The organism is Brachybacterium sp. GU-2, assembly GCF_030866705.2.
GTDB lineage: Bacteria > Actinomycetota > Actinomycetes > Actinomycetales > Dermabacteraceae > Brachybacterium > Brachybacterium conglomeratum.
On record NZ_CP133037.2, the window covers coordinates 657635 to 682518 of the forward strand.

19 protein-coding genes and 4 tRNA genes are annotated in these 24884 nt (G+C 72.4%); 3 read left to right on the forward strand and 20 right to left on the reverse strand.

Annotated features, from left to right (window positions below; all coding sequences use genetic code 11):
* Positions 1–39: 39 nt before the first annotated feature.
* The gene (gene aspS, locus RBL05_RS03085) at positions 40–1866 is read right to left on the reverse strand and encodes an aspartate--tRNA ligase (RefSeq protein ID WP_308740642.1); all 1827 of its coding nucleotides are present in this window, start codon (positions 1864–1866) and stop codon (positions 40–42) included.
* Between the two features lie 312 nt (positions 1867–2178).
* Between aspS and RBL05_RS03090 the strand changes: the two genes are divergently transcribed.
* Positions 2179–4080, forward strand: coding sequence for a DEAD/DEAH box helicase (locus RBL05_RS03090; RefSeq protein ID WP_318604072.1), 1902 nt, complete (start codon positions 2179–2181; stop codon positions 4078–4080).
* Between the two features lie 195 nt (positions 4081–4275).
* Here the strand turns inward: RBL05_RS03090 and trxA are convergent, their stop codons facing one another.
* Positions 4276–4644, reverse strand: coding sequence for a thioredoxin (gene trxA, locus RBL05_RS03095; RefSeq protein WP_259881545.1), 369 nt, complete (start codon positions 4642–4644; stop codon positions 4276–4278).
* Positions 4645–4729: 85 nt separating this feature from the next.
* A complete protein-coding gene (gene hisS / locus RBL05_RS03100; protein WP_308740640.1) occupies positions 4730–6094 on the reverse strand; it encodes a histidine--tRNA ligase in 1365 nt (454 codons plus the stop codon).
* Positions 6095–6328: 234 nt separating this feature from the next.
* Between hisS and RBL05_RS03105 the strand changes: the two genes are divergently transcribed.
* Together RBL05_RS03105 and RBL05_RS03110 are read left to right on the forward strand one after the other, a co-directional pair.
* Positions 6329–7960, forward strand: a complete 1632-nt coding sequence (locus tag RBL05_RS03105) for a DUF349 domain-containing protein (protein WP_308740639.1) — start codon at positions 6329–6331, stop codon at positions 7958–7960.
* A 113-nt stretch (positions 7961–8073) separates the two neighbouring features.
* A complete protein-coding gene (locus RBL05_RS03110) occupies positions 8074–8997 on the forward strand; it encodes a hypothetical protein (protein WP_308740638.1) in 924 nt (307 codons plus the stop codon).
* Here the strand turns inward: RBL05_RS03110 and RBL05_RS03115 are convergent.
* The 17 genes from RBL05_RS03115 to RBL05_RS03195 form a co-directional block, all read right to left on the reverse strand.
* A complete protein-coding gene (locus RBL05_RS03115; protein WP_308740637.1) occupies positions 8984–11401 on the reverse strand; it encodes a RelA/SpoT family protein in 2418 nt (805 codons plus the stop codon). The two genes, RBL05_RS03110 and RBL05_RS03115, sit on opposite strands and share 14 nt — an antisense overlap.
* Positions 11402–11492: 91 nt before the next feature.
* Complete coding sequence (locus RBL05_RS03120) at positions 11493–12080, reverse strand: adenine phosphoribosyltransferase (RefSeq protein WP_308740636.1); 588 nt, start codon at positions 12078–12080, stop codon at positions 11493–11495.
* A 7-nt stretch (positions 12081–12087) separates the two neighbouring features.
* On the reverse strand, positions 12088–13311 hold the full coding sequence (gene secF, locus RBL05_RS03125) for a protein translocase subunit SecF (protein ID WP_318604073.1): 1224 nt from the start codon (positions 13309–13311) through the stop codon (positions 12088–12090).
* Complete coding sequence (secD, locus tag RBL05_RS03130; RefSeq protein WP_318604074.1) at positions 13308–15197, reverse strand: protein translocase subunit SecD; 1890 nt, start codon at positions 15195–15197, stop codon at positions 13308–13310. The genes secF and secD overlap by 4 nt, the downstream gene beginning before the upstream one ends.
* A gap of 106 nt (positions 15198–15303) precedes the next feature.
* Positions 15304–15807: a preprotein translocase subunit YajC gene (gene yajC / locus RBL05_RS03135; protein ID WP_308740634.1), complete on the reverse strand. Its 504-nt coding sequence runs from the start codon at positions 15805–15807 to the stop codon at positions 15304–15306.
* An 80-nt stretch (positions 15808–15887) separates the two neighbouring features.
* Positions 15888–16892 carry a Holliday junction branch migration DNA helicase RuvB gene (ruvB, locus tag RBL05_RS03140; protein WP_259881549.1) on the reverse strand — a complete coding sequence of 335 codons (1005 nt, stop codon included), beginning with the start codon at positions 16890–16892 and terminating at the stop codon, positions 15888–15890.
* A 107-nt stretch (positions 16893–16999) separates the two neighbouring features.
* Complete coding sequence (ruvA, locus tag RBL05_RS03145) at positions 17000–17608, reverse strand: Holliday junction branch migration protein RuvA (protein WP_053917762.1); 609 nt, start codon at positions 17606–17608, stop codon at positions 17000–17002.
* A 26-nt stretch (positions 17609–17634) separates the two neighbouring features.
* Positions 17635–18228, reverse strand: coding sequence for a crossover junction endodeoxyribonuclease RuvC (gene ruvC, locus RBL05_RS03150; protein WP_308740633.1), 594 nt, complete (start codon positions 18226–18228; stop codon positions 17635–17637).
* Positions 18229–18363: 135 nt separating this feature from the next.
* Entirely contained in the window at positions 18364–19122 is a 759-nt protein-coding gene (locus tag RBL05_RS03155; protein ID WP_308740632.1) for a YebC/PmpR family DNA-binding transcriptional regulator, read from the reverse strand.
* Between the two features lie 176 nt (positions 19123–19298).
* Positions 19299–20627, reverse strand: a complete 1329-nt coding sequence (locus RBL05_RS03160) for a PrsW family intramembrane metalloprotease (protein WP_308740631.1) — start codon at positions 20625–20627, stop codon at positions 19299–19301.
* A gap of 95 nt (positions 20628–20722) precedes the next feature.
* Entirely contained in the window at positions 20723–21307 is a 585-nt protein-coding gene (locus RBL05_RS03165) for an HIT domain-containing protein (protein WP_318604075.1), read from the reverse strand.
* Positions 21304–23304: a threonine--tRNA ligase gene (gene thrS, locus RBL05_RS03170; RefSeq protein ID WP_308740630.1), complete on the reverse strand. Its 2001-nt coding sequence runs from the start codon at positions 23302–23304 to the stop codon at positions 21304–21306. The genes RBL05_RS03165 and thrS overlap by 4 nt, the downstream gene beginning before the upstream one ends.
* 107 nt (positions 23305–23411) lie before the next feature.
* A complete protein-coding gene (locus RBL05_RS03175; RefSeq protein ID WP_308740629.1) occupies positions 23412–24029 on the reverse strand; it encodes an FMN-dependent NADH-azoreductase in 618 nt (205 codons plus the stop codon).
* Between the two features lie 193 nt (positions 24030–24222).
* Positions 24223–24294: transfer RNA gene (locus RBL05_RS03180), tRNA-Val, on the reverse strand.
* 26 nt (positions 24295–24320) lie between these two features.
* A tRNA-Cys gene (locus RBL05_RS03185) sits at positions 24321–24391 on the reverse strand.
* A 65-nt stretch (positions 24392–24456) separates the two neighbouring features.
* Positions 24457–24529, reverse strand: a tRNA-Gly gene (locus RBL05_RS03190).
* A gap of 26 nt (positions 24530–24555) precedes the next feature.
* A tRNA-Val gene (locus RBL05_RS03195) sits at positions 24556–24627 on the reverse strand.
* Positions 24628–24884 lie beyond the last annotated feature (257 nt).

The window sequence follows — 24884 nt, forward strand, 5'->3', positions numbered from 1 at the left end:
CGCGATCGCTCGCGTCGGCCGTTCTCGTGTGCAGAGGGCTCAGGCCTTCGGGGAGGCGGTGCCCGTCTCGCCCTGCGGCGCGTCCTTCGAGGAATCCTTCGGCGCGTCCTTCGCGGCTGGCTTCGCGTCGACGCCCGCCTCCTTGCGCTGCTGCGGCGTGATCGGGGCGGGGGCCGCGGTCAGGGGGTCGTAGCCGTTGCCGGTCTTGGGGAAGGCGATGACCTCGCGGATCGACTCCTCCCCGGCCAGCAGCGCCACGATCCGGTCCCAGCCGAAGGCGATGCCGCCGTGCGGCGGGGCACCGAACTGGAAGGCGTCCAGCAGGAAGCCGAACTTCTCCTGCGCCTCCTCGGCGCCGATCCCCATCACCTCGAAGACGCGCTGCTGCACGTCCTGGGAGTGGATGCGGATCGAGCCGCCGCCGATCTCATTGCCGTTGCAGACGATGTCGTAGGCGTAGGCGAGCGCGGAGCCGGGGTCCGTGTCGAAGGTGCCGAGGAACTCGGGCTTCGGCGAGGTGAAGGCGTGGTGGACCGCGGTCCAGGCGCCGCCGCCCACGGCGACGTCACCGGCCGCGCGGGCGTCCGCGGCGGGCTCGAACATCGGCGCGTCGACGACCCACACGAAGGCGAAGGCGTCCTCGTCGATGAGCCCGAGCTTCTCGGCGATCTCGTTCCGGGCCGCGCCGAGCAGGGCACGGGAGCTCTTCGGCTCGCCGGCGGCGAAGAAGACGCAGTCGCCGGGGGCCGCGCCGGTCTTCTCGAGCAGACCTGCCTTCTCCTGCTCGGAGATGTTCTTGGAGACGGGGCCGGTGAGGGTCCCGTCCTCCTGGACCAGCACGTAGGCGAGACCCTTCGCGCCGCGCTGCTTGGCCCACTCCTGCCAGGCGTCGAGCTGGCGCCGGGGCTGGGAGGCGCCGCCGGCCATGACGACCGCGCCGACGTAGGGGGCCTGGAACACGCGGAAGGGCGTGTCCGAGAAGTACTCGGTCATCTCGACCAGCTCGAGGTCGAAGCGCAGGTCGGGCTTGTCCGAGCCGTAGCGGCGCATCGACTCGGCGTAGGTGAGGCGCGGGAAGGGGCCGGAGATCTCGTGGCCGGCCTTCGCCCAGACGGCGGAGAGGATCTGCTCGGCCAGCGCGATCACGTCCTCCTGGTCCACGAAGCTCATCTCGACGTCGAGCTGGGTGAACTCGGGCTGGCGGTCGGCGCGGAAGTCCTCGTCGCGGTAGCAGCGGGCGAGCTGGAAGTACTTCTCGATGCCTCCCACCATGAGCAGCTGCTTGAACAGCTGCGGGGACTGCGGCAGCGCGTACCAGGAGCCCGGGGCGAGGCGCGCGGGGACCAGGAAGTCGCGGGCGCCCTCGGGGGTGGAGCGGGTCAGGGTCGGGGTCTCGACCTCGACGAAGCCCTGGTCCAGGAGGGTGTCGCGCGCGGCGCGGTTGACCTCGGAGCGCAGGCGCATCGCGGCGGCCGGACCCTGCCGGCGCAGGTCGAGGTAGCGGTAGCGCAGGCGGGTCTCCTCGCCCACCTCGCTGTGCTCGTCGAGCTGGAAGGGCAGCGGCGCGGAGGTGCTGAGCACCTCGACCTCGGTCGCGGTGACCTCGATCTCGCCGGTGGGCAGCTGCGGGTTCTCGTTGCCCTCGGGGCGGCGGTCGACGGAGCCGGTCACCTTCAGCACGTACTCGCTGCGCAGGTGCATCGCCTCGTCCTCGCGCACGACGACCTGGGTGACGCCCGCGGCGTCGCGCAGATCGAGGAACGTCACGCCGCCGTGGTCACGGCGACGGCCGATCCAGCCGGTGAGGGTGACGGTCTGTCCGATGTGCTCCTGGCGGAGCTCACCGGCGGTGTGGGTGCGCAGCACGGGATGTCCTTCGCGGTGTCGGGGGTCGGTGGCTCCCCGGCGCGGGGCGCGCGGGGTCCGGCGCACGGGGTGCGCGGAGAGGCCAGCCTACCGTCCGGGGTGAGGGATCTCGCCACCGCCGACCTGTCGGAGCGGGCCCTCTCCCCCGTAGACTCGAGATCTGTTCGACCTGCCGGAGCGCAGGTCCTTCCGCCCGAGTCCGCCCGAGCATGCCGTGCCCCGCGCATGGCGCTCGCAGCGCGGAATGTATGGGCAGCCACGCCCTGCGACCTGTTGGGGCCTGTTGAAACCCCTGACCGTCGTAAGGACGCCATGACCGAATCCCGCCCTGCCCCCGATGCCGCCGACCCCGCCGACGGGTCCGACGTCCCTGCCGAGACCGTGACCGAGAGCACCGAGGGGACGGGCGCGCAGAGCGGGACCGCCCCGTCGGCCGCCGAGGAGCCGCAGGCCCCGGCCGGGCCCAGCTTCGACGACATCGACCTGCCGGCGCCGCTGCGCCGCGCGGTCGACGAGCTCGGCTTCACCACCCCCTCGGCGATCCAGGCGCAGGCGATCCCCTCCCTGCTCGAGGGCCGCGACGTGATCGGCGTCGCCCAGACCGGCACCGGCAAGACGGCCGCCTTCGGCCTGCCGCTGCTGGCCGCCGTGGACCCGTCCGTCCGCGAGGTGCAGGCGCTGGTGCTCGCCCCGACCCGTGAGCTCGCGATGCAGGTCGCCGACGCGATCTCCTCCTTCGCCACCTCCATGGGCGGGCTCGACGTGGTCGCCCTGTACGGCGGCTCCCCCTACGGGCCGCAGGAGCGCGCGCTCTCCCGCGGCGCCCAGGTCGTCGTCGGCACCCCCGGCCGCGTGATGGACCACATGCGCCGCGCGAACCTCAAGCTGGACACGATCCGCTTCGCGGTCCTGGACGAGGCCGACGAGATGCTGCGCATGGGCTTCGCGGAGGACGTCGAGGAGATCCTCTCCCACTCCCCCGAGAGCCGTCAGGTCGCTCTGTTCTCCGCGACGATGCCCGCCGCGATCCAGCGCGTGGCGCAGACCCACATGAAGGACCCGGTGCGCGTGAGCGTCACCCCGCAGTCCTCCACCGTCAAGAGCGTCACCCAGACCTACGCCGTGGTGCCCTTCAAGCACCGCACCGGCGCGCTCGCCCGCGTGCTGGCCACCTCGTCCGCCGAGGCGGCGATCGTCTTCGTGCGCACCCGCGCCGCCGCCGAGGAGGTGGGCTCCGCGCTGGTGGCCCGCGGCCTGATCGCGGCGTCGATCAGCGGCGACGTGCCGCAGAAGGAGCGCGAGAAGATCGTCGAGCGGCTCCGCGACGGCTCCCTGCAGGTGCTCGTCGCCACCGACGTCGCCGCCCGCGGCCTGGACGTCGAGCGGATCGGCCTGGTGGTGAACTTCGACGTGCCCAAGGAGGCGGAGTCGTACGTCCACCGCATCGGCCGCACCGGTCGCGCGGGCCGCACCGGCGAGGCGCTGACCTTCATCGGCCCGCACGAGCGCCGTGCGCTGAAGAACATCGAGCGCGCCACCAAGCAGACCCTCGCCGAGGCGGACATCCCCTCGCCCCGCGACGTCTCCAAGCACCGTCTCGCCGCGCTGCTGACCCAGGTCCCCGAGCGGATCGAGCGGGGCCGTCTGGAGCTGTACCGCGAGCTGATCGGCGAGTTCGTCGCCGAGAACGAGATCGACCCGCTCGAGCTCGCCGCCGTGCTCGGCGCGATGACCGTGGGCGACGAGGGCCCCGGCGCGGCGACGGAGGACGAGGAGTTCACCGGCGCGCAGCTGCGCGGGGACGACCGCGACCGCGGCGACCGCGGCCCGCGGGAGGCGACGCCGACGGAGCGCGGGTACACCTCCTACAAGGTCGGGGTCGGTCACTCCCACGGCGCGCGCCCGCCGGGCATCGTCGGCGCCATGACCGGCGAGGGCGGCCTGAACGGGAAGGACATCGGCAAGATCCAGATCTTCCCGCACTTCTCGCTGGTCCAGATCCGCGGCTCGCTCAGCCCGGAGCAGATCGACCGCATCGGCCGGGCGAAGCTCGGCGGTCGCGAGCTGCGCATCGGCCCGGACCGCGGGCCGCGCGGGGGCAAGGGCCCGCGTCGTGACGGCGAGCGACCCTTCCGCCGCGACGACCGTCCGCGCCGTGACGACCGCGGCGGCCGCCCCGAGGGGAAGCGTCGCCCCTTCCGCCGGGAGGGCTGAGCGCCGCTCCCGCCCCGAGGCCGGCCCCGCCTCGATGCGGCCGCCCGGGGCGTGAGCTCGGCGGTGTCCGGCTCCGCCGGGCATCTCGCGGCGCAGTGCCTCCGCACAGCACAGGACCCCGCCGCCCTCTCGGGTGGCGGGGTCCTGTCGTCGTCGGGGTCGCGGGGCGCGACCGGGGTCGGCCCTGCGGAGGGATCAGCCCTGCTTCTGCTGGGCCTCGGCGTAGGCCTTGCGGACCTCGTCCATGTCCAGGTTCTTCACCTGGCCGATGAGGTCCTCGAGCGCGGACTGCGGCAGGGCGCCGGCCTGGGAGAAGACCGGGATGCCCTCGCGGTAGGCGACGAGGGTCGGGATGGAGGTGACTCCGTAGCGCATGGCGAGGTCCTGCTGGTCCTCGGTGTCGACCTTCGCGAAGGTGACGTCCTCGTGTGTCTCCGAGGCCTCCTCGTAGATCGGGGCGAAGCGCTGGCACGGCACGCACCAGCCCGCCCAGAAGTCGATCAGGACGATGCCGTCCTCGACGGTCTTGTCGTGGTTCTCGGTGGTCAGGGTGAGCGTAGCCATGACCGCTGGAACGCCGCGGCCCCGGGGATCATTCCCCCGGGGCCGCGATGTGAGACAGCTCATCCGCCGGCGGTCGGACGGGCCGTCAGTCCGTCCGGTCCTCCTGGGCGGCGAGGACGCGTGGGCGCAGGTCCTCGGCGGGGGGCTGCCAGGTGGTGGCGTCGGCCGCGGACTGGTCGCCGCTGCGGATGTCCTTGACCTCCCCGCCGGTGCCCTCCTCGCCGGGGAACCAGATGAAGGGGATGCCGCGGCGGTCGGCGTAGCGGATCTGCTTGCCGAACTTCGCGGCGCTCGGGGCGACCTCGCAGGAGATGCCGCGGGCGCGCAGCGCTCGGGCGGCCGCATCGCTGTGGCTCCGGTGCTCCTCGTCGGCGACCGAGACGAGCACGCAGGTGGGGACCGCGCGGCTCGGGGCCGCCATCCCGGCCGAGACGAGGCGGGAGACCAGCCGCGAGAGGCCGATGGAGAGGCCGACGCCGGGATAGGTGTGGCGGTTGTCGGAGGCGAGGCGGTCGTAGCGTCCGCCGGAGCAGATCGAGCCGAGCGACTCGTGCCCGGCGACGAAGCTCTCGAACACGGTGCCGGTGTAGTAGTCCAGGCCGCGGGCGATCGAGAGGTCCGCGACAATCATGCCGGGCACGGCCGCCTCGACCCGCTCGATGACGGCGGCGAGCTCGGCGATGCCCTCCTCGACCATCTCGCCGCTTCCGCCGAGGTCGCGGACCTGCTGACCGAAGGAGGCGTCACGGGTGCGGATCGAGGCGAAGGCGAGCGCCTTCTGCGCCTGCTCCTCGCTCGCGCCGGCCCCGTCGCGCAGCAGGGAGGCCACGGCGTCGGCGCCGATCTTCGGGAGCTTGTCCAGGGCGCGCAGCACGGGGGTGTGGTCCTCGAAGCCGATCGCGCGGAAGAAGCCCTCGGAGAGGCGGCGGGTGTTGGCGTGGATGCTCACCTGCGGCAGCGGCAGGCGCGAGAGGATCTCCGCCATCACGATCGCGACCTCGGCCTCGACGTGGCCGGGCAGGGTGTCCTGGCCGATCACGTCGAGATCGGCCTGGTAGAACTCGCGGAACCGGCCGTCCTGGGGGCGCTCGCCGCGCCACACCTTCTGGATCTGGTAGCGCCGGAAGGGGAAGACGAGGTCGTTCTGGTGCTCGAGCACGTAGCGCGCGAGCGGGACGGTGAGGTCGAAGTGCAGGCCGAGGGTGCGGGAGCGGTCGGCGCCGGCGTCCTCGTCGCCCTCCTCGGCGTGGAGGCGGCGCAGCACGTACACCTCCTTGTCGATCTCCCCCTTTCGCAGCAGCTGCTCGAGCGGCTCGACCGCGCGCGTCTCGATGCCGGAGAACCCGTGCAGCTCGGCGACCTCCCGGAACACGTCGATCACGTGCTGCTCGACGAGACGCTCGGAGGGGAGCCACTCCGGGAATCCTGACAGGGCGGCGATCTTCGCCATGCGGTGCACTTCCTTCTGGTCGTCTGCGGTGCGGGCCCATTATCCCCTCTCGGGGCCGGGCGTGCCCGAGGCACGGTCGCACGGCGCCGGACGAGGCGGAACGCCGGCGCGCTCCGCTGTAGAGTTCCGTGACGTGGTCGCCCCGGTCCCTCCGTGACGAGCACCCCATCAGCCCGGCCGTCCTGGTGACGGCAGTGTCCCGCCCCGCAGCGGATCCCATCGAAGGAGCTCATCGTGAGCGAGTCCGAGACTTCCCTCCCCGCCGACCAGGCAGCCGCCCAGCCCGCCGACGCCGTCGTCGACGCCACGGCCGAGCAGAGCACCACGACCGAGGAGAGCGCCCCGACCGGCGAGTCCTCCACGGCCGACACGACCTCCTCGGACGACGCGACCTCCTCGGACGACGCGACTCCCACCGACGACGAGGCCCCCGCCGCGGGAGCGGGCGCCCCCGCCGCGGCGACGCCTGCACCGACCCCCGGGCCGAAGCCCGCGCCGGGCGGTTTCCGCCCGCGACCGGCCGCCCCCTCCCCTGCCGCGCTGGCGGGCAAGAAGCCGACGGCGGCCCTGCTGCCCGTCGCTCCCGCGGCCGCCGAGCACGATCCCGCCGAGATCGCCGCGGCGAAGGCCTTCGGCAGCGTGGCGGAGGACGGCACCGTCACCGTCCAGGACGGCACCCAGGTGCGCACGATCGGCACCACGACCGAGACCGACCACGACGCCGCGCTCGAGCCCTTCGCGAAGGGGTACCTGGACCTGGTCGCCTTCCTCGACCAGACCGCCTCCGCCCTCACCGCGCCCGAGCACACCCAGAACGAGCTCAACCGGCTCCTGGAGAACCTGCGCAAGAACATGAAGGAGCCGCAGGTCGTCGGCGACATCCCGGCGCTGCGCGCACGCGCCTCCGAGCTGCGCGAGCAGGCCAAGGAGAAGATCCGGGCGCTCGAGGCGAAGCGGGCCGAGGGCCGTGAGGCCGCGACCCGTCGCCGCACCGAGTTCGTCGAGTCGATCGAGGCCCTGGTCGCCACCGAGCCGGAGCAGATCTCCTGGAAGAACGCCGGCGAGACGATGCGTCAGATGGTCCCGACGTGGAAGCAGATGCAGTCCGAGGACATCGGCCTGGACCGCCCCACCGAGGAGGCGCTGTGGAAGCGGCTCTCGGCCGCCCGCGCCTCCTTCGACCGAATGCGCAAGCAGTTCTTCTCCCAGCTCGACGAGCGGCATGCCGAGGCCGCCGCGCAGAAGGAGGAGCTCATCGCCCGCGCCGAGGCGATGCAGGACTCCACCGACTGGGGTCCGACGGTCCGGGCGTACAAGGACCTCATGGACCAGTGGCGTCGCGCGCCCCGCGGCAGCCGCAAGAAGGACGACGCCCAGTGGAAGCGGTTCAAGGCCGCCCAGGACACGTTCTTCGCGGCGCGCAACGCGGACCTCCACGAGACCGAGGCCGAGCAGCGCAAGAACCTCGAGGTGAAGGAGGCGCTGCTGGTCGAGGCCGAGGCGCTCGACCCGGGCAAGGACCTCGACGCGGCGAAGTCCGCGCTGCGCTCGGTCCAGGACCGCTGGGAGGAGGCGGGCAAGGTGCCGCGCGGCGACATGCGTCGGATCGACGGCCGCCTGCGGGCCGTCGAGCGTGCCGTGAAGGACGCCGAGCAGGCCGAGTGGCGCCGCACCGATCCGCGCACCAAGGCGCGCGTCGAGGGTGCGTCCTCGCAGCTGCACTCCGCGATCGCCTCCTACGAGGAGGCGCTGGAGAAGGCCCGTGCCGGCGGCGACCCGAAGAAGATCGCGGAGGCCGAGGCGGCGCTCGAAGCCCGCAAGGAGTGGCTCGCCGTGATCGAGCGCTCCGCCCGCGACCTGGGCTGAGGCGCCCGCGCGCCGGCAGCCGGCGCCGCGCACCTCTCCTCCCCAATGCCCCGCTCGTCCACAGGGACGGGCGGGGCATTGCCGTGCGGACCGGTGGGGGCCAGGGTCGATGCATGGAGACCCTCGCCGCCGCCGCGCCCGCCCTCACCGCGCCCGCCCCCGGGGTGCCCGTCGACGCCGCGCTCAGCGGCGCCCTGGCGGACCCCGTGCTGCGCGAGCTCCTCGCCGACGCCCCCGCACAGGACGCTCCCCCGCCCTGCGACCGCCCGCCCCCAGCTGTGAGGCTGCGCCCGATCGGGCTGTGCGCGGCCTGGTCCCATCACGCGGCGGATCTCGCCCTCCCCCTCGGCGCCGAGCTGCAGCGCTGGGAGGAGACCCCGACCACCGCCGCGATGGTCGCCCGCGGGGAGATCATCCGACTGCTGCCCGGGGTGTTCCTGCCCCCGGATCTGCTCGGGACCTCGGTGCGCCGTGCCCTGGCGCTCGGCTGCGCCCTCGGGGAGCACCTGCAGTCCCATCACGTGATCGCCGGGATAAGCGCCGCCTGGGTGCATCTGGGCGGTCGGCCGCCGGCACCGCTCGAGCTGCTCTCCCCCGCGCACCGAGGGATCCTCGCCGGCGTGGTCCAGCGCCATGCCCGGCTCGGCCCGGGCGACATCGACACCGTCGGCGGCGCGCCCGTGACCACGCCCCGCCGCACCGCCTCGGACCTGCTGCGCTTCAGCCCCGAGGCGATCGCCCGCCCACTGCTTCGGCGGCTCGAACGGGCGGGCCTGGTGGAGCACGAGGAGCTGCGCGCGCATCTGCACCGGCTGCACCGGCATCCCGGCGTGCAGGAGGCCCGGGAGCGGCTGGATCGGGCGCTCACACCGCTCACAGCGCGGTCGGACACGGCACAGCAGGACGGGACCGGACGGTGCGGGCCGCGACGGGCCCAGGAGCAGCCGCCCACCGTGCGGCCGCTGGCGGGGATGCACCTCGGGGGTCCGCTGATCACAGCACGGTCGGAGCGGACCGGGCCTCTCAGCTCGCCGTGAGCGGTGCGCCGAGGCCGACGGGTCGGCCGTCGGCCGTGACGCGGTAGACGTCGTAGACGCCCTCGACGCGCCTGACCTGGGCGAGCACGGACTGGAGGTGCGCGGGATCGGCCAGCTCGAAGGAGAAGAAGGTCGTCGCGAGCCGGTCCGTGTTCGACTGCGCCGAGGCGGAATGCAGATTGACCTGCTGCTCCGAGATCACCAGCGCCAGATCGGTGAGGAGTCGGGGACGGTCCAGCGCCTCGACCTTGATGTGCACGAGATAGGCGGTGGAGTGCCGCCCGGACCAGCTCGCCTCGACCATGCGATCAGGCTGCTGCTCCTGAAGCTGGATCGCATTGGTGCAGCTGGTGTGGTGCACGGAGATCCCCGAGCCGCGGGTGATGAAGCCGACGATCGGATCGCCCGGCACCGGCGCGCAGCACTTGGCGAGCTTGACCCACAGGTCGGCGTGGCCATCCACGATGACGCCCTGGTCCGTCTCCGCCGTGTGCCGTTCGGCACGGCTGCCCCGCGGGCGGACCTTCGAGGGCAGGGTGATCTCGGCGAGGTCCTCCTCCGCGCCGTCGGCGCCGCCGAAGGAGGCGCGCAGCTTCTCGACGACATGCTGGGCGCCGGTGTGACCCTCGCCGATCGAGGTGTACAGCGCATCGATAGAGCCGAGGTTCAGCTCCGAGGCGATCGTGGCGAGCGTGTCGTGGGTGAGCAAGCGGCGCATGGGCAGGTCCTGCCGACGCAGCGCCTTGGCGAGCTCCTCCTTGCCCCGCTCGAGCGCCTCCTCGCGACGCTCCTTCGAGAACCACTGGCGGATCTTGTTGCGTGCCCGCGGCGACTTCACGAAGCCGAGCCAGTCCCGGCTGGGGCCGGCGTCGGCGGACTTCGAGGTGAAGACCTCCACGACGTCGCCGGTGGCGAGCGCGGACTCCAGGGAGACCAGGCGCCCGTTGACCCGCGCCCCGATCGTGCGGTGCCCCACCTCGGTGTGGACCGAGTAGGCGAAGTCGACCGGGGTCGAGCCCTGCGGCAGGGCGAGCACGTCCCCCTTCGGCGTGAAGACGTACACCTCCTGCGTGTTGATCTCGAACCGCAGCGAGTCCAGGAACTCGCCGGAGTCGGTGGTCTCCTTCTGCCAGTCCATCAGCTGGCGCAGCCAGGCGGCGTCGTTCGTGATCGCCGCGGACTCGCCGCCGCCCTGGCCGCCCGCCATCGCCTTGTACTTCCAGTGCGCGGCGACGCCGTACTCGGCCCGGCGGTGCATCTCGCGGGTGCGGATCTGGACCTCGACCGGCTTGCCGGTCGGGCCGATCACGGTGGTGTGCAGCGACTGGTACAGGTTGAACTTCGGCAGCGCGATGTAGTCCTTGAAGCGTCCCTGCACCGGCGACCAGCGCGCGTGGAGCGTGCCGAGCACCCCGTAGCAGTCGCGAACCGTGTCCACGAGCACTCTCACCCCGACCAGGTCGTAGATGTCGGAGAAGTCGCGGCCCCGCACGATCATCTTCTGGTAGATCGAGTAGTAGTGCTTGGGCCGGCCGGTGACCTCGGCCTTGATCCGCGCCTTCTTGAGATCCTCCTGGATCTGGGAGGAGACGGTGGAGAGGTACTGCTCGCGCGCCGGGGCGTGCTGGGCGACCAGCGAGACGATCTCCTCGTACACCTTGGGGTAGAGGACCTGGAAGGAGCGGTCCTCCAGCTCCCACTTCATCGTGTTCAGCCCCAGGCGGTGCGCGAGCGGGGCGTAGATCTCGAGGGTCTCCTTCGCCTTGCGCTCCGCCGAAGCGGCCGGCACGTACTTCCAGGTGCGGGCGTTGTGGAGGCGGTCGGCGAGCTTGATCAGCAGCACGCGCACGTCGCGGCTCATCGCCACGATCATCTTGCGCACGGTCTCGGCCTGCGCGGCCTCGCCGTAGGTGACCTTGTCCAGCTTCGTCACGCCGTCGACCATGACGGCGATCACCTCGCCGAACTCGGCGCGCAGTTGGTCCAGGGAGTAGTCGGTGTCCTCGACCGTGTCGTGCAGGAGCGCGGCGGCGACGACATCAGCCGGCGAGCCGAGCTCGGCGAGGATCGTGGCGACCGAGACCGGGTGGGTGATGTACGGGTCGCCGCTGCGGCGGGTCTGGCCGCGGTGGGCGCGCTCGGCGACGGTGTACGCCTGACGCACCAGCTCCTGGTTCTCCTTCGGGCTCACCGCCGTCATCGTCTCCAGCAGCGGTGCGAGCAGCGGATCCACCGGGGAGGAGCGCGGGGCGAAGAAGGACAGCCGCGAGCGGGAGCGTCGCGGCGCGGTCGAGGGGGTGCGCGGCGAGTCCGGCTGTGCAGGCGAGGTGGCAGGAGGGCGCGCGGCCTGGTCGGCCGGGCCGGTATCGGCCCCGGCCTGCTCTGATGCGGTCCGCTCCTGCATGCACACCTCCCTGCGTGGAAGACACAGTCTACGCGCGGGCGACAGGGGTGCGCGCCGCGTCCGCCGGCGGCGGACGGCGACGCCCCGGAGATCAGTCGGGGATGGACCAGACAGTGGTCAGCGGCACGTCCGGCAGCAGGTCGCGGCCGCCGAGGCCCTCGAGCTCGATGAGGAAGGAGGCGCCGAGCAGCTCGACGTCGAAGCGTCGGGTGAGCTCGACCGTCGCCGCGGCGGTCCCGCCGGTGGCGAGCAGGTCGTCGAGCACGAGGGTCCGCGCGCCGGCCGGGAGCGAGTTCTCGGGGATCTGGATCTCGGCGCTGCCGTACTCGAGGTCGTACTTCAGCCCGGCCGGGCGACCGGGGAGCTTGCCCGCCTTGCGCACCGGGATGAACCCGGCACCGAGCTCGTAGGCGAGCGGTGCACCGAGCACGAAGCCGCGGGCCTCGGTGCCGACGATGTACTCGATGCCCTCGGGCAGCAGCGTGGTCCAGTAGCGGATGACGCGGCGCAGCGCGCTCGCGTCGCGCAGCAGCGGGGTGATGTCGCGGAAGAGCACGCCGGGGGTCGGGAAGTCCGGGTACTCGGCGATGTGCGTGCTGCGCAGCGCCTCGATCTCGGCCGCGGCGGGGATCGCCTCCGCGGTGCGGAGCGGGGCAGGGGCGGTCTGCGGGTCGTTCATCGGTTCCTCACCTGCCGGAGCGTCGGCGTCGGGTGGTCCTGCGCGGCTGCTGCCGGGCGGAGCGGGGTGCGGCGTCGCGGCCGACGGTGCCGTCGTCCTCGTCGGCGGGGTCGGCCTCCGGGGTGCGCCCCTCCCCCTCGTCCGCCGCGTCGGCGTCCGCAGGGTCAGCGGCGTCGGGGTCAGCGCCGTCGGCGCGGGTCGCGGCGTCCTCCCCGCGGGGGCTCCCGGGAGAGACCCCGGACGTCGAGCCGGTCTCCCCGCGGCGCGCCCGCTCGAGGGCGAGGGTGTGGCGGGCGATCGTGTCCTCGCGCCGGCGGAGGTCCACGAGCAGCCCCGGGGCGAGGAAGATCGAGGAGTAGGTGCCGGCGATGATCCCGATGAACAGGGCGAGGGAGATGTCCTTGAGGGTGCCGGCGCCGAGCAGGAACGCGCCGATGGCGAGGATCGAGCCGATCGGCAGCAGCGCGACGACGGAGGTGTTGATCGACCGCACCAGGGTCTGGTTCGCCGCGAGCTCGACGAGCTCGGCGAAGGTGCGTCGGCGCTGGCCCGTGAGGTCCGCGGTGTTCTCCCGCACCTTGTCGAACACGACGATGGTGTCGTAGAGCGAGTAGCCCATGACGGTGAGGAAGCCGATGACCGTGCCGGGCGTGATCTCGAAGCCGACCACGCCGTACACCGCGGCGGTGAGCAGCATGTCGTGGCCCAGCGCGATCATCGCGGCGAGGGACGCCTTGAGGTCGCGGAAGTAGAGCGCCATCATCGCGGCGACCAGGACCAGGAAGACCACGACGCCGCGGGCCATCTTCTGGGTGACGTCGCCGCTCCACACCGGGCCGATGTAGGAGGTCGAGACCGCGTCGGCGGGCACGCCGTAGGCCGTGGCGAGCTCTCCGGCGAGCTCGGCCGTCTCGGCCGAGTCGAGCTGCTCGGTCTGCACGCGCAGGGTGTCGCTGCCGAGCTGGGTGACCTTCGGCTCGTTGTCCGGCAGGTGCTCGCGCACGACCTCTCGGGCGGAGGACTGCTCGGCGTCGGCGACCCCGGCGATCTGGAACTCGGAGCCGCCGGTGAACTCGATGCCGAGGTTGGGCCCTCGCACGACCGCGAGGGCGCCCAGCAGCACCACGACGACGACGCTGATCAGGTACCAGGTGCGTCGGCGGGAGACGATCGGCAGGATCCGCCTGCCGGCGTGGAGGTCGTTGCCGAAGGTGGCGAAGGTGGTGCTCATCGGCCCTGCTCCTCGGTCTCGTCGGTGTCCTCGTCAGCAGGGGTGCCGGCGTCGGCGGTGCCGTCCGCGGGGACCCCGTCACGGGCCTCCTGCGCCTCGCGCGCCTCCCGGGCCTCGCGGGCGCGGCGCACCGCGATCGGCTCGCGCTCGGCCTCCTCCTGCGCGCGGGCGCCGCGGCGACCGCCGCGGCCGCGCTCCTCGCCGAGGCGGACGCGTCCGCGCCCGGCGTAGGCGGGCACGTCGCGGTCCAGGCGCGCCGGGTCCAGGCCGCTCCACGGATGGCCCTTCCCGAAGAAGCGCGTGCGCACGAGCGCCTGCATCACCGGGTGCGTGAACAGGAAGACGACCAGGAGGTCCAGCAGAGTGGTCAGCCCCAGCACGAAGGCGAAGCCGCGCACGCCGCCGGTGGAGAGCAGGTACAGCACCACGGCCGCGATGATGTTGACCGTGTCGGAGGCGAGGATGGTGCGCTTGGCGCGTTCCCAGCCGTGGTCCACGGCCGCGGCGATCCCGCGGCCGTCGCGGATCTCGTCGCGCACGCGCTCGAAGTAGACGATGAACGAGTCCGCGGTGAACGCGACCGCGACGATCAGGCCGACCACGCCCGCGAGGGAGAGGCGGTAGCCGATCTCGGGGATGTTCGAGAGCACCGTGAGGGTGGCGTAGGTGAGCATGCCCATGATGAGCAGGCTCGAGGTCGTCACGATCGCGAGCAGGCGGTACTGCGCGAAAGCGTAGGCCACCACGAGCGCGAGCCCGATCAGGCTCGCGATCAGGCCCATCTGGAGCTGGTCCGCGCCGAGGGTGGCGGAGATCTGCTGCTCGGAGGCGACCTCGAACTCGAGCGGCAGCGCGCCGAATCGCAGCTGGTCCGAGAGCTGGGTCGCCTGCTCCTGGGAGAAGTTGCCGGAGATCGACGCCTCGCCGCCCGGGGAGGGCTCCTGCACCTCGGGAGCGGAGATGACCATCCCGTCCAGCACGATGCCGAAGGCGGCGGTGGCGCCCTCGCCGTTGTACAGGGCGCCGGTCATGGTCGAGAAGGACTCCGCGGCGGTCTCGTCGAAGGACATGTTCACGACGTAGTAGCCGGTCGGCTGGCCGGTCGGGGTGACGTCCGAGGCGACGGAGGAGTTCTCGATCGAGGAGCCCGCGATGACCTCGGGACCCAGCAGGTACTTCGCGCTCCCGTCCGGGGCGCAGGCGACCATCGGCTCGTCGGCGGCGGTCTCCGTGGCGCGCTCCTGCTGCGCGGAAGGGTCGACGCAGTCCGCGCTCATCAGCTCGGTCTGGACCTCGGGGGTCATCCAGTCCATGCTCCAGGCCGGGTAGGGCAGGTCGCCCTCGCCGGTACCGGTCGCGGGAGCCATCGAGGAGTCGTCGCTCAGCAGGCCGGAGAAGAGCTGCTGGGAGGGATCGGCGGGGGCCTCGGAGGTCTCCCCGGCGGACTCGTCGCCACCGGTATCGGAGGCACCGCCGCCGTCGGAGGCGAGCGCCTCGCCGCTGCCCTCGGGCGCGACCACGCCGAGCACGGGGCGGAAGGACATCGCGGCGGTCTGGCGGATCGCGGCGGAGGTCTCCTGGTCCATCTGCCCGGGCACGTCGATCACGATGTTCGTGCCGCCCTGGACGGTGATCTCGGTCTCGGCCACGCCCATCGCGTTGATGCGCTGGCTCATGATCTGCCGCGCCTGCTCCATCGCGGTCTCGTCGATCGCGGAGCCGTCGCGCGACTGCGCCTGGAGGATGACCTGGGTGCCTCCCTCGAGGTCGAGGGCGAGCTTGGGGGCGGGCTGCCAGCCACCCTTCCAGACCCCGGCGCCGATCCCGCCGCCGAGCAGCAGGATCAGCACCGCGAGGGTCGCCAGGGCGATGCGGCGTGCAGGCATGGTGGGGATTCCTCAGGACGACGGGCCAGGGAGCGGGGGGCGGGGCGAGGAGGCCCCGCGGGGTCGTGCGGCGTCGTGCGCGGCCGGGCGCGCGGCGCGGGCCGGGTCAGCGACCGCGCGCGGAGCCGTCCTCGCGGGGGTCCTCGTCGGCGACGGTGACGCCGGGGACCTGGCCGGCGGCGGAGGTGTCCTGCGCCTCGCGGGAGTCGGCGCCCTCGGGGGAGACGCCCTCGCCCTCCAGGGTCTCGCCCTCGACGGCCTCGCCCTCCAGGGTCTCGCCCTCGACGGCCTCGCCCTGTTCGTCCTCGACCGGGTCCACGGCCATCGCGATCGCCATGCGTGCCCACTTGGTCTGCGTGCCGTCCTCCGACTCGAGCACCACCACGTCGTCGTACTCCTCGACGATCAGTCCGTAGAAGCCCGAGTGCGTGCGCACCTCGTCGCCCACGCCGAGCTTCTTGACGAGCTCCTGCTGCCTGGCCTGCGCCTTGCGCTGGCTGCGGGAGAGCAGGAACAGGGGCAGCATCATCACGAGGATGATCAGCAGGATGGGAAGGAGGTCCACGGTTTTCCTCTCGACGGACAGCCCCTCGGGATCGTGCTGCTGCACGGGGGAGGGCCTGCCGCGGGCGACTGAACAACCCACTGTACCCGTCGGTCCGCCGCGGTCCTCCCAGCCGGTGCCCGGGCTCAGAAGCGGCCGAGCATGGGCGAGGCGCCCTCCGCCCCTGCGGGCGGCTCGAGGCCGAGGTGCTCCCAGGCGGCCGGGGCGGCCGCCCGGCCGCGCGGGGTCCGCAGCAGGAATCCCTCGCGCACGAGATACGGCTCGATCATCGTCTCGACCGTCTCGGTCTCCTCCCCCACCGCGACGGCGAGGGTCGACAGGCCCACCGGCCCGCCGGCGAAGCGGCCGCACAGGGCACTGAGCACCGCGCGGTCCAGACGGTCCAGGCCCCGGTCGTCGACCTCGTAGACCCGCAGCGCCTCCTTCGCGGCGCCGAGGTCGAGGTCGCCGCTGCCGCGCACCTGGGCCCAGTCGCGCACGCGGCGCAGGAGACGGTTGGCGATGCGGGGCGTGCCGCGGGAGCGGGAGGCGATCTCGATCGCGGCGCGGTCCTCGAGCTCGACCTCGAGCCGCACGGCAGAGCGGCGCACCACCTCGCGCAGCTCCTCGGCGCCGTAGAAGTCGAGGTGGCCGATGAACCCGAAGCGGTCGCGCAGCGGCGCCGGGAGGAGACCGGCGCGGGTGGTGGCGCCGACGACGGTGAAGGGCGGCAGGTCCAGCGGGATCGACGTCGCGCCGACGCCCTTGCCGACCACCACGTCGACGCGGAAGTCCTCCATGGCGATGTACAGCATCTCCTCGGCGGGCCGTGCGAGGCGGTGGATCTCGTCGATGAACAGCACCTCCCCCTCGTCGAGGGAGGAGAGGATCGCGGCGAGATCGCCGGCGTGCTGGATCGCAGGTCCCGAGGTGATGCGCAGCGGGGCGGAGAGCTCGGCGGCGATGATCATGGCGAGGGTCGTCTTCCCCAGGCCCGGCGGTCCCGAGAGCAGCATGTGCTCGGGGGCGCGGCCGCGCGCCGCGGCGGCGTCGAGCACGAGCGAGAGCTGGTCGCGCACCACCTGCTGTCCCACGAACTCCTCCAGCCGACGCGGGCGCAGCGCCGCCTCCGCGGTGCGCTCGGGCGGCATCGACTCGGGGCTCGTCACGGTGCGCGGCGCGTCCTCGGTCGCCTCCCAGGAGCCGTCGGCGAAGGACCCGCCGACCGGCTCCTCCTCGCGGCCCGCCGCCTGCGCGCTCACCGATGTCCTCCGAGACCGCGCAGCGCCGTGCGCAGGAGCGCGGCGGCATCGATCTGCTCCCCGCCCTCCTCGCGCGCGGCCTCGACGGCGCTGCGCGCCGCCTTCTCCGCCCAGCCGAGGCCGACGAGCGCCTCGACCACGTCGGCGTCGGGGCCGCCGAGGGCAGCACCCGGGGCCGACGCCGCCTCCCGCGAGGCCTCGCTCGGCGCGGGCAGCTTCCCGCCGAGCTCGAGGAGCATCCGGCCGGCGACCTTCGGGCCGATGCCCGGGGTGCGGGTGATGGTCTTCACGTCCTGCTCGGCGACGGCGCGGCGCAGCTCCTCCGGGTCGAGCACCGCGAGCACGGCCAGCGCCGTGCGCGGGCCGATCCCGGTGACGGACTGCACGATGCGGAAGGTCTCGGCCTCCTCCGCCTGGGGGAAGCCGTAGAGGGTCAGGGAGTCCTCGCGGACGACGAGCTCGGTGTGCAGGGTGACCTCGGCCCCGTGACGGGTCGCGGCGAGGGCCTGCGGCGTGGTGCGCACGAGGTAGCCGATACCGGCCACCTCGAGCACGAGGGCGTCGAGGTCGAGGCGGACGACCCGCCCGGTCAGGGATGCGATCACGCCACCACCCTAGAACACCTGTTCGATCACTGGCGGGAGGTCGAGCGTTCCCGGGCGCGTCGGGCCCGTCGCTCCGCCTCGGCCCACACGGCCTGCGCGCTCGTGCGGGCGCCGCCGGTGCGGTCCAGCGCCACGGGGCCGCCGCCCCGCCACAGCTGGGTCAGCGCGATCGCGACGGCATCGGAGGCGTCCGCGGGCTGGGGTGCCGCGTCCAGGCCCAGCACCTTCACCAGCACCGACTGGATCTGCTTCTTGTCCGCCCGCCCGCTGCCGGTCACGGCGGCCTTGACCTCCGAGGGGGTGTGCAGCGCGACGGGGATGCCGCGCTCCGCCGCCTCGAGCAGCGCGATGCCGGAGACCTGCGCGGTGCCCATCACGGTGGAGATGTTGGACTGGCTGAACACCCGCTCCACGCCGACGGCGTCGGGGGCGAACTCCTCGAGCACGGCGCGCAGCCCGAGGGCGATGCCGAGCAGGCGCCGCTCGAGCGGCTCCTCGGAGTCCGAGCGGATCACGCCCGCGTGGACGAGACGAGCGCGTCGCCCGCCGATCGCGTCGACGATGCCGATCCCGCAGCGGGTCAGCCCGGGGTCGACCCCCAGCACACGCAGGGTCGTCATCTGCGCTCCTCCCCTCCCGGCATGGCCGTCGGCGGTGTCAACGGCCCTCTCCCCGGTCCGGGTGGTGCGGCCCGCGTCGGCGGTGCCGCCGAGGGGACGACGCGGCCCAGGCCGCGACCGCGCCGTCCCGCTCGCTCACTCCCGCTCGTCCAGCTGGGCCGCGACGTCGTCGGGGATGTCGAGGTTGGAGTAGACGGCCTGCACGTCGTCGCTGTCCTCGAGCGCGTCGATCAGGCGAAGCGCCTTCTGCGCGCCCTCGAGGTCGACGGGGGTGCGCATGGTGGGCACGAACTGCACCTCGGCGCTCTCGTAGTCGATCCCCGCCTCCTGCAGCGCGGTGCGCACGGCGACCACGTCGGTGGCCTCGGAGAGGATCTCGAAGGTCTCGCCCTCGTCGTTGATCTCCTCGGCGCCGGCGTCCAGCACGACCTCGAGCAGGTCGTCCTCGGTGTTCTCGCCCTTGGCGACGGTGACCACGCCCCGGCGCTCGAAGAGATAGGAGACCGAGCCGGAGTCCGCCATGTTGCCGCCGTTGCGGTTGAAGGCCAGGCGCACCTCGGAGACGGCGCGGTTCTTGTTGTCGGTGAGGCACTCGACCAGCACGGCGACGCCGCCCGGGGCGTAGCCCTCGTACATCAGGGTCTCGTAGTCGACGCCGCCGCCGTCGAGCCCGCCGCCGCGCTTGACGGCGCGGTCGATGTTGTCATTGGGGACGGAGGTCTTCTTGGCCTTCTGGATGGCGTCGTAGAGCGTCGGGTTGCCAGATGGGTCGGGGCCGCCCATGCGTGCAGCCACCTCGATGTTCTTCACCAGCTTGGCGAACAGCTTGCCGCGCTTGGCATCGATGACGGCCTTCTTGTGCTTGGTCGTCGCCCACTTGGAATGCCCGGACATCTCGCTCCTTCCGATGGTCCGCCATGGGGTGGCGGATCGCCGCACCATCCTAGTGGTATGGCGAACGCGCTCCACGCCGCGCGCCGCCGGGCCTCTCCGCAGACCGCGCCGTGGCGTCCCCGCCGGCGCGGCGCCCGTGCTTCCCCCGTGTCGTCCGGCCGCGCCCCGCGGGGCGGTCAGCCACGGACGACGGGGGCGGTCAGCGCACCGATCAGACGACGATCGGCGGTGATCTGCTCGAGCAGCTCGCGCTCGCGGGCGCGGGTCCTCGCCGTCGGCCGGCCGAACAGGACGCTGTGCCGCTCCATGCCCAGCGAGACCGCCGAGCGGATCAGGTCGTGCATGCCCATCCGGGCGACGGCGCCGTGGCGGCCCGCCCACGCCTCGGCGCGACGGCGTCGACGCATCGAGACCAGCATCTCGACCTCGTCGGGCGAGAACCAGCCGGCCCTGCCGTACTCGGACAGCTGGCGGCGCAGGATCCGCTTCTCCCGCAGGCGCAGGAACAGCACGATGCCCACCAGCAGCAGGAAGATCGGCACCTGCACGGTGACGTAGTAGCGCAGGAACCCGGCCAGCGGCGCCTCCGGGTCCACTGGGAGGAAGAAGCTCGAGCCGTTCCACAGCGCGTGCAGCGCCATCCCGAGCGACAGCCCGCCGAGGCCCAGGCCGAAGTAGAGCATCAGCGAGCGGCGCTCGGCCGCGATTCCGAGGCCGAGGCCGCACAGGGCGGTGAAGGACACGTGGGCGAAGGGCGAGAGGATGCCGCGCAGGAAGAAGGTCTGCCAGAAGACGTCGACCGTCCCGGCGGCCTGTGCCTGGTGGAAGGAGTTCCCGAAGTAGAGGATGTTCTCGGTGAAGGCGAAGCCGCCCGCGATGAGGGCGGCGTACACGACGCCGTCGAGCGGACCGGAGATGAAGCGTCGCCCCCAGATGAGCAGGGCGAACAGGCCCGCGGACTTCATCGTCTCCTCGATCACCGGTGCCTGCACGGTCGCGCCGAGGAAGGAGTCGATCAGCTCGGTCTCCTCCTGCGGGGAGATCCAGGCGTCGAAGAAGGTCCCGAAGAACAGCGACAGCAGCACGGAGCCGATCGCGCCCCAGGCGAAGGCGGAGACGAGCGAGAGCCGGGGCTGCGGCGTGTACCGATCCAGCCACCACACCGCGCCGAGCACGAGCGCGACCGGCACCAGCGCCGCGGTGAGGGCGACCAGCGCGGTGCCGATGCCGAGCGGCCTGATCACCACCAGATACAGCACGACCAGGGAGGCGAGGATGCCCAGCACCGAGCCGATCAGCAGCACCCAGCGCAGCCAGCGTCGGCGGGGCCGGGCCGCGGCGGGCGTGCCCGGACCGAGCCGGCCGGGAGCGCGGGGATCGGTGCGCGCGATGTCGTAGCCGTACCCGGCGTCGGGACCGGCCGGGGCGGCGGCGCCGGGGCCGGCGGCCCGCGGCGGGCCGGGCTGGCGCGCAGGCGCGCCGGTCGAGCTGGTCGAGCTGGTCACAGCGTGGCCCTGCCTCTCCCCCGGTGCTCGGTCGCGGTCGGTCGGCTCCCGCCGTCCGCACGGCGCTCCCCCCGGATGCGCTCGGCCATGCTAGCTCAGGTCCCGCCGCCGCCGGGCCACGCCTCGGCGTAGAGCCGACGGGTGTCCGCGAGCAGGATCGGGAGGGCCTTTGTGCGGCCGACGATGGGCAGGAAGTTCGCGTCCCCCGCCCAGCGCGGCACCACGTGCTGGTGCAGGTGGGCGGCGATCCCGGCGCCCGCGACCTCGCCCTGATTCATGCCCAGGTTGAAGCCCGCGGGGCCGGAGACCTCGCGGATCACGGTCATCGCGGTGCGGGTGATCTCGGCGACCTCCGCCACCTCCTCCTCGGTCAGCTCCGTGTAGTCCGAGACGTGCCGGTACGGGCACACCAGCAGATGGCCGGAGTTGTAGGGGTAGAGGTTCAGGATCGCGTAGGCGACGCGGCCGCGATGGACGATGAGCGCGTCCTCGTCGCTGCGGCGCGGCCCCGCGCAGAAGGGGCACTGCTCGTCGTCGTGCGGGTCCTCGGGCTTGTTCTCCCCGCCGATGTACGCCATCCGGTGCGGGGTCCACAGCCGCTGGGTGTCGTCGGGGACGCCCGCGAAGTCGCGGGCGTCCTCGAGCGCGGGCTCGCCGCCGGGCTGTTCGGCCGGGCTCACACCTGCACCTTGTCGGCGATCGCGGTGACGATCCGCTCCACGGCCTCGTCCACGTCGATGCCGTTGTCCTGGCTGCCGTCGCGCATTCGGAAGGAGACCGCGCCCTTCTCCTGGTCCTCGCCACCGGCGATGAGGAGGTAGGGCACCTTCTCCTTGGTGTGGGTGCGGATCTTCTTCTGCATACGGTCGTCGGAGGAGTCGACCTCGACGCGCACGCCGCGGGCGCGCAGCTTGGCGGCGACCTCCTCGAGATAGGGCACGTACTCGGCGGCGACCGGCACCCCGACCACCTGGACCGGCGCGAGCCAGACCGGGAAGGCGCCCGCGTAGTGCTCGAGCAGCACGCCGAAGAAGCGCTCGATCGAGCCGAACAGGGCGCGGTGGATCATCACCGGGCGCTGGCGGGAGCCGTCGGGGGCGGTGTACTCGAGCTCGAACAGCTCCGGCTCGAAGAAGTCCAACTGGATGGTGGAGAGCTGCCAGGTGCGGCCGATCGCGTCCTTCGCCTGGACGGAGATCTTCGGGCCGTAGAAGGCGGCGCCGCCCGGGTCGGGCACCAGCTCCAGCCCGGAGGCGGTGGCGACCTCCTCCAGGGTGCGGGTGGCCTCCTCCCAGGTGGAGTCGTCGCCCACGGACTTCTCGGGGTCGCGGGTGGACAGCTCGAGGTAGAAGTCGTCCAGGCCGTAGTCGCGCAGCAGGTCCAGGACGAAGCCGAGCAGGCTGGAGAGCTCCTCCTTCATCTGCTCGCGGGTGGTGTAGATGTGGGCGTCGTCCTGGGTGAAGCCGCGGGCGCGGGTCAGGCCGTGGACCACGCCGGACTTCTCGTAGCGGTAGACGCTGCCGAACTCGAACAGCCGCAGCGGCAGCTCGCGGTAGGAGCGGCCGCGGGAGCGGTAGACGAGGTTGTGCATCGGGCAGTTCATGGGCTTGAGGTAGTAGTCCTGGCCCTGCTTGGTGACGTTGCCGTCGGCGTCGACCTCCTCGTCCATGTGCATGGGCGGGTACATGCCGTCGGCGTACCACTCGAGGTGGCGGGAGGTCTCGAAGAGGTTCTTCTTCGTGATGTGGGGGGTGGAGACGAAGGAGTAGCCGGCCTCGACGTGGCGGCGACGCGAGTAGTCCTCCATCTCCATCCTGATCATGGCGCCCTTGGGATGGAACACCGGCAGGCCGGAGCCGATCTCGTCGGGGAAGGAGAACAGGTCCAGCTCGCTGCCCAGGCGTCGGTGGTCGCGTCGCTCGGCCTCGGCGATCCGCTCCTGGTGGGCTCGCAGCTCCTCCTTGGTGGGCCAGGCGGTGCCGTAGACGCGCTGCAGCATCGGATTCTTCTCGCTGCCGCGCCAGTAGGCGGCGGCGGATCGGGTCAGGGCGAACCCGTTGCCGATGAGCTTGGTGGAGGGCAGGTGCGGGCCGCGGCAGAGGTCGGTCCAGACCACCTCGCCGCGTCGGTCGACGTTGTCGTACATGGTCAGGCCGCCCTCGCCGACCTCGACGCTCGCTCCTTCGGCGGCGTCGTCGGCGGAGGACTTCAGGCCGATGAGCTCGAGCTTGTAGGGCTCCGCGGCTTCCTCGGCGCGGGCCGCGTCGTCGGTGATCTCGCGGCGCACGAAGCGCTGGCCGGACTTGACGATCCGGTTCATCTCCTTCTCGAGCACCTTGAGGGTCTCAGGGGTGAAGGGCTCGGAGACGTCGAAGTCGTAGTAGAAGCCGTCGGTGATGGGCGGGCCGATGCCGAGCTTCGCGTCGGGGTTCGTCTTCTGCACGGCCTGCGCGAGCACGTGCGCGGTCGAGTGGCGGAGGATCGAGAGCCCGTCGGGGCTGGAGATGTCCACGCCCTCGACGTCCTGCCCGTCCTCGAGCACGGTGTCGAGGTCGCGCAGCTCCCCGTCGATGCGCAGGGCGACGATCGCGGCGGTGCCCTCGAAGAGCGCGGTGCCCGTGGTCCCCTCCTCGATCTCCTGGGGCGATCCGTCGAGGGTGATGGCGATCTGGGCCACGGGGGTGCTCCTTAGTTCTCGGGGTGAGCCGGCCGACGACGCCGGATCCGTCGTCGATGGTACCGGCCGGCGCGCCCGCGCCGGACCGGCCCCTCGACGGCGGCGGCTCAGAGGGAGCGCGCGAGCTCCCTCACCCGGAGGAGCGCCGCCTCCATGATCTCCTCGGCACGATCGGGCTCGTGGTCCATGCCCTCGGCGGCGAGGGTGTGGGTGGTGCAGCCCAGGAACTGGAACATCCCGGCGATGTACAGACTCGCGGGATCCTGCTGGCCGAAGTGGCCGCCGCTGGCCTGCAGGTGCACCACGGTCTTGTCCATGACGAGGCCCTCCGCCTCGCCCTCGGCCGTGTACCGGAAGGTCACGCCGGCGCGGCAGATGGTGTCGATCCAGGCCTTCAGACGAGTGGGCACCGAGAGGTTCCACAGCGGGTTCGCGATCACCACCAGGTCCGCGCTCTGGAACTGCTTGGTGTACTGGTCGAACAGCGCCAGCTTGTTCTGCTGGGCACCGGTGAGGTGGGAGAAGTGCTCGCCCGCTCGCAGCCGCTCCCAGCCGGTCATCATGTCCAGGTCGATCTCGGGCACGGCGGTCTCGTACAGCCGCACGTCGTCGACCACCGTGTCGGGGCGATGCGCGGTGAGCTCCTCGACAAAGGCGTCGGCCATCGTCATGGAACGGGACTTGCTGGGGTCCAGCGGATGGGCACGGACGATGAGGGCACGCATGCTGAGGTCTCCTCCGGGTCGGCGTGGCGGGTGACGTGATGGCGGTCTCGTCACCGTCGAGCCTAGAGACCTCGGAGGCCGCGCACCGGGACCCAGGGCCCGGTGGGCCCCAGCTGCGGGACCCGGCGTGGGGCGCCTCTCTGCGGACGCAGAAGAGCCCCGGACCAGGGGGTCGGGGCTCTACTGCTGGGGGTGGGCGATACTGGGATCGAACCAGTGACCTCTTCCGTGTCAGGGAAGCGCGCTACCGCTGCGCCAATCGCCCGGGACGGCACCGGCGGGTGCCGTTCGAGGTGGGTACGGGATTCGAACCCGTGTACACGGCTTTGCAGGCCGTTGCCTCGCCTCTCGGCCAACCCACCGGGTGATGCTCTCGCATCATACGGAACAGCGCTCCCGACGCGAGGTCGGGAGCGCCGTCCCCCGGAGCGGACGACCGGATTCGAACCGGCGACCCTCACCTTGGCAAGGTGATGCTCTACCAACTGAGCTACGTCCGCAGGACAGGGATCCGAAGAACCTGCCGTGGGCGATACTGGGATCGAACCAGTGACCTCTTCCGTGTGAAGGAAGCGCGCTACCGCTGCGCCAATCGCCCTGAGGTGATGCCCGCTCTCTCGATCGGACTTGAAGAAGCTTACATGCTCCCGACGGGTGCTCGCGCCACTTCTGGATGTGACCTGCATCCCGGTCGATCGGAGCGGCGTCGGACCCGACGAGCCGACCCTCCGGCCCCGCCGGCACCCGGGCCCCATCACCCTCCCCGATCCGGCCGCTCGCGCGCGCCGCCGATCCGACTGCACGGGCGCGCCGCGCCCGTGAGACGCGCGGACGGAGCGGGAGCGCCTTTGGCGC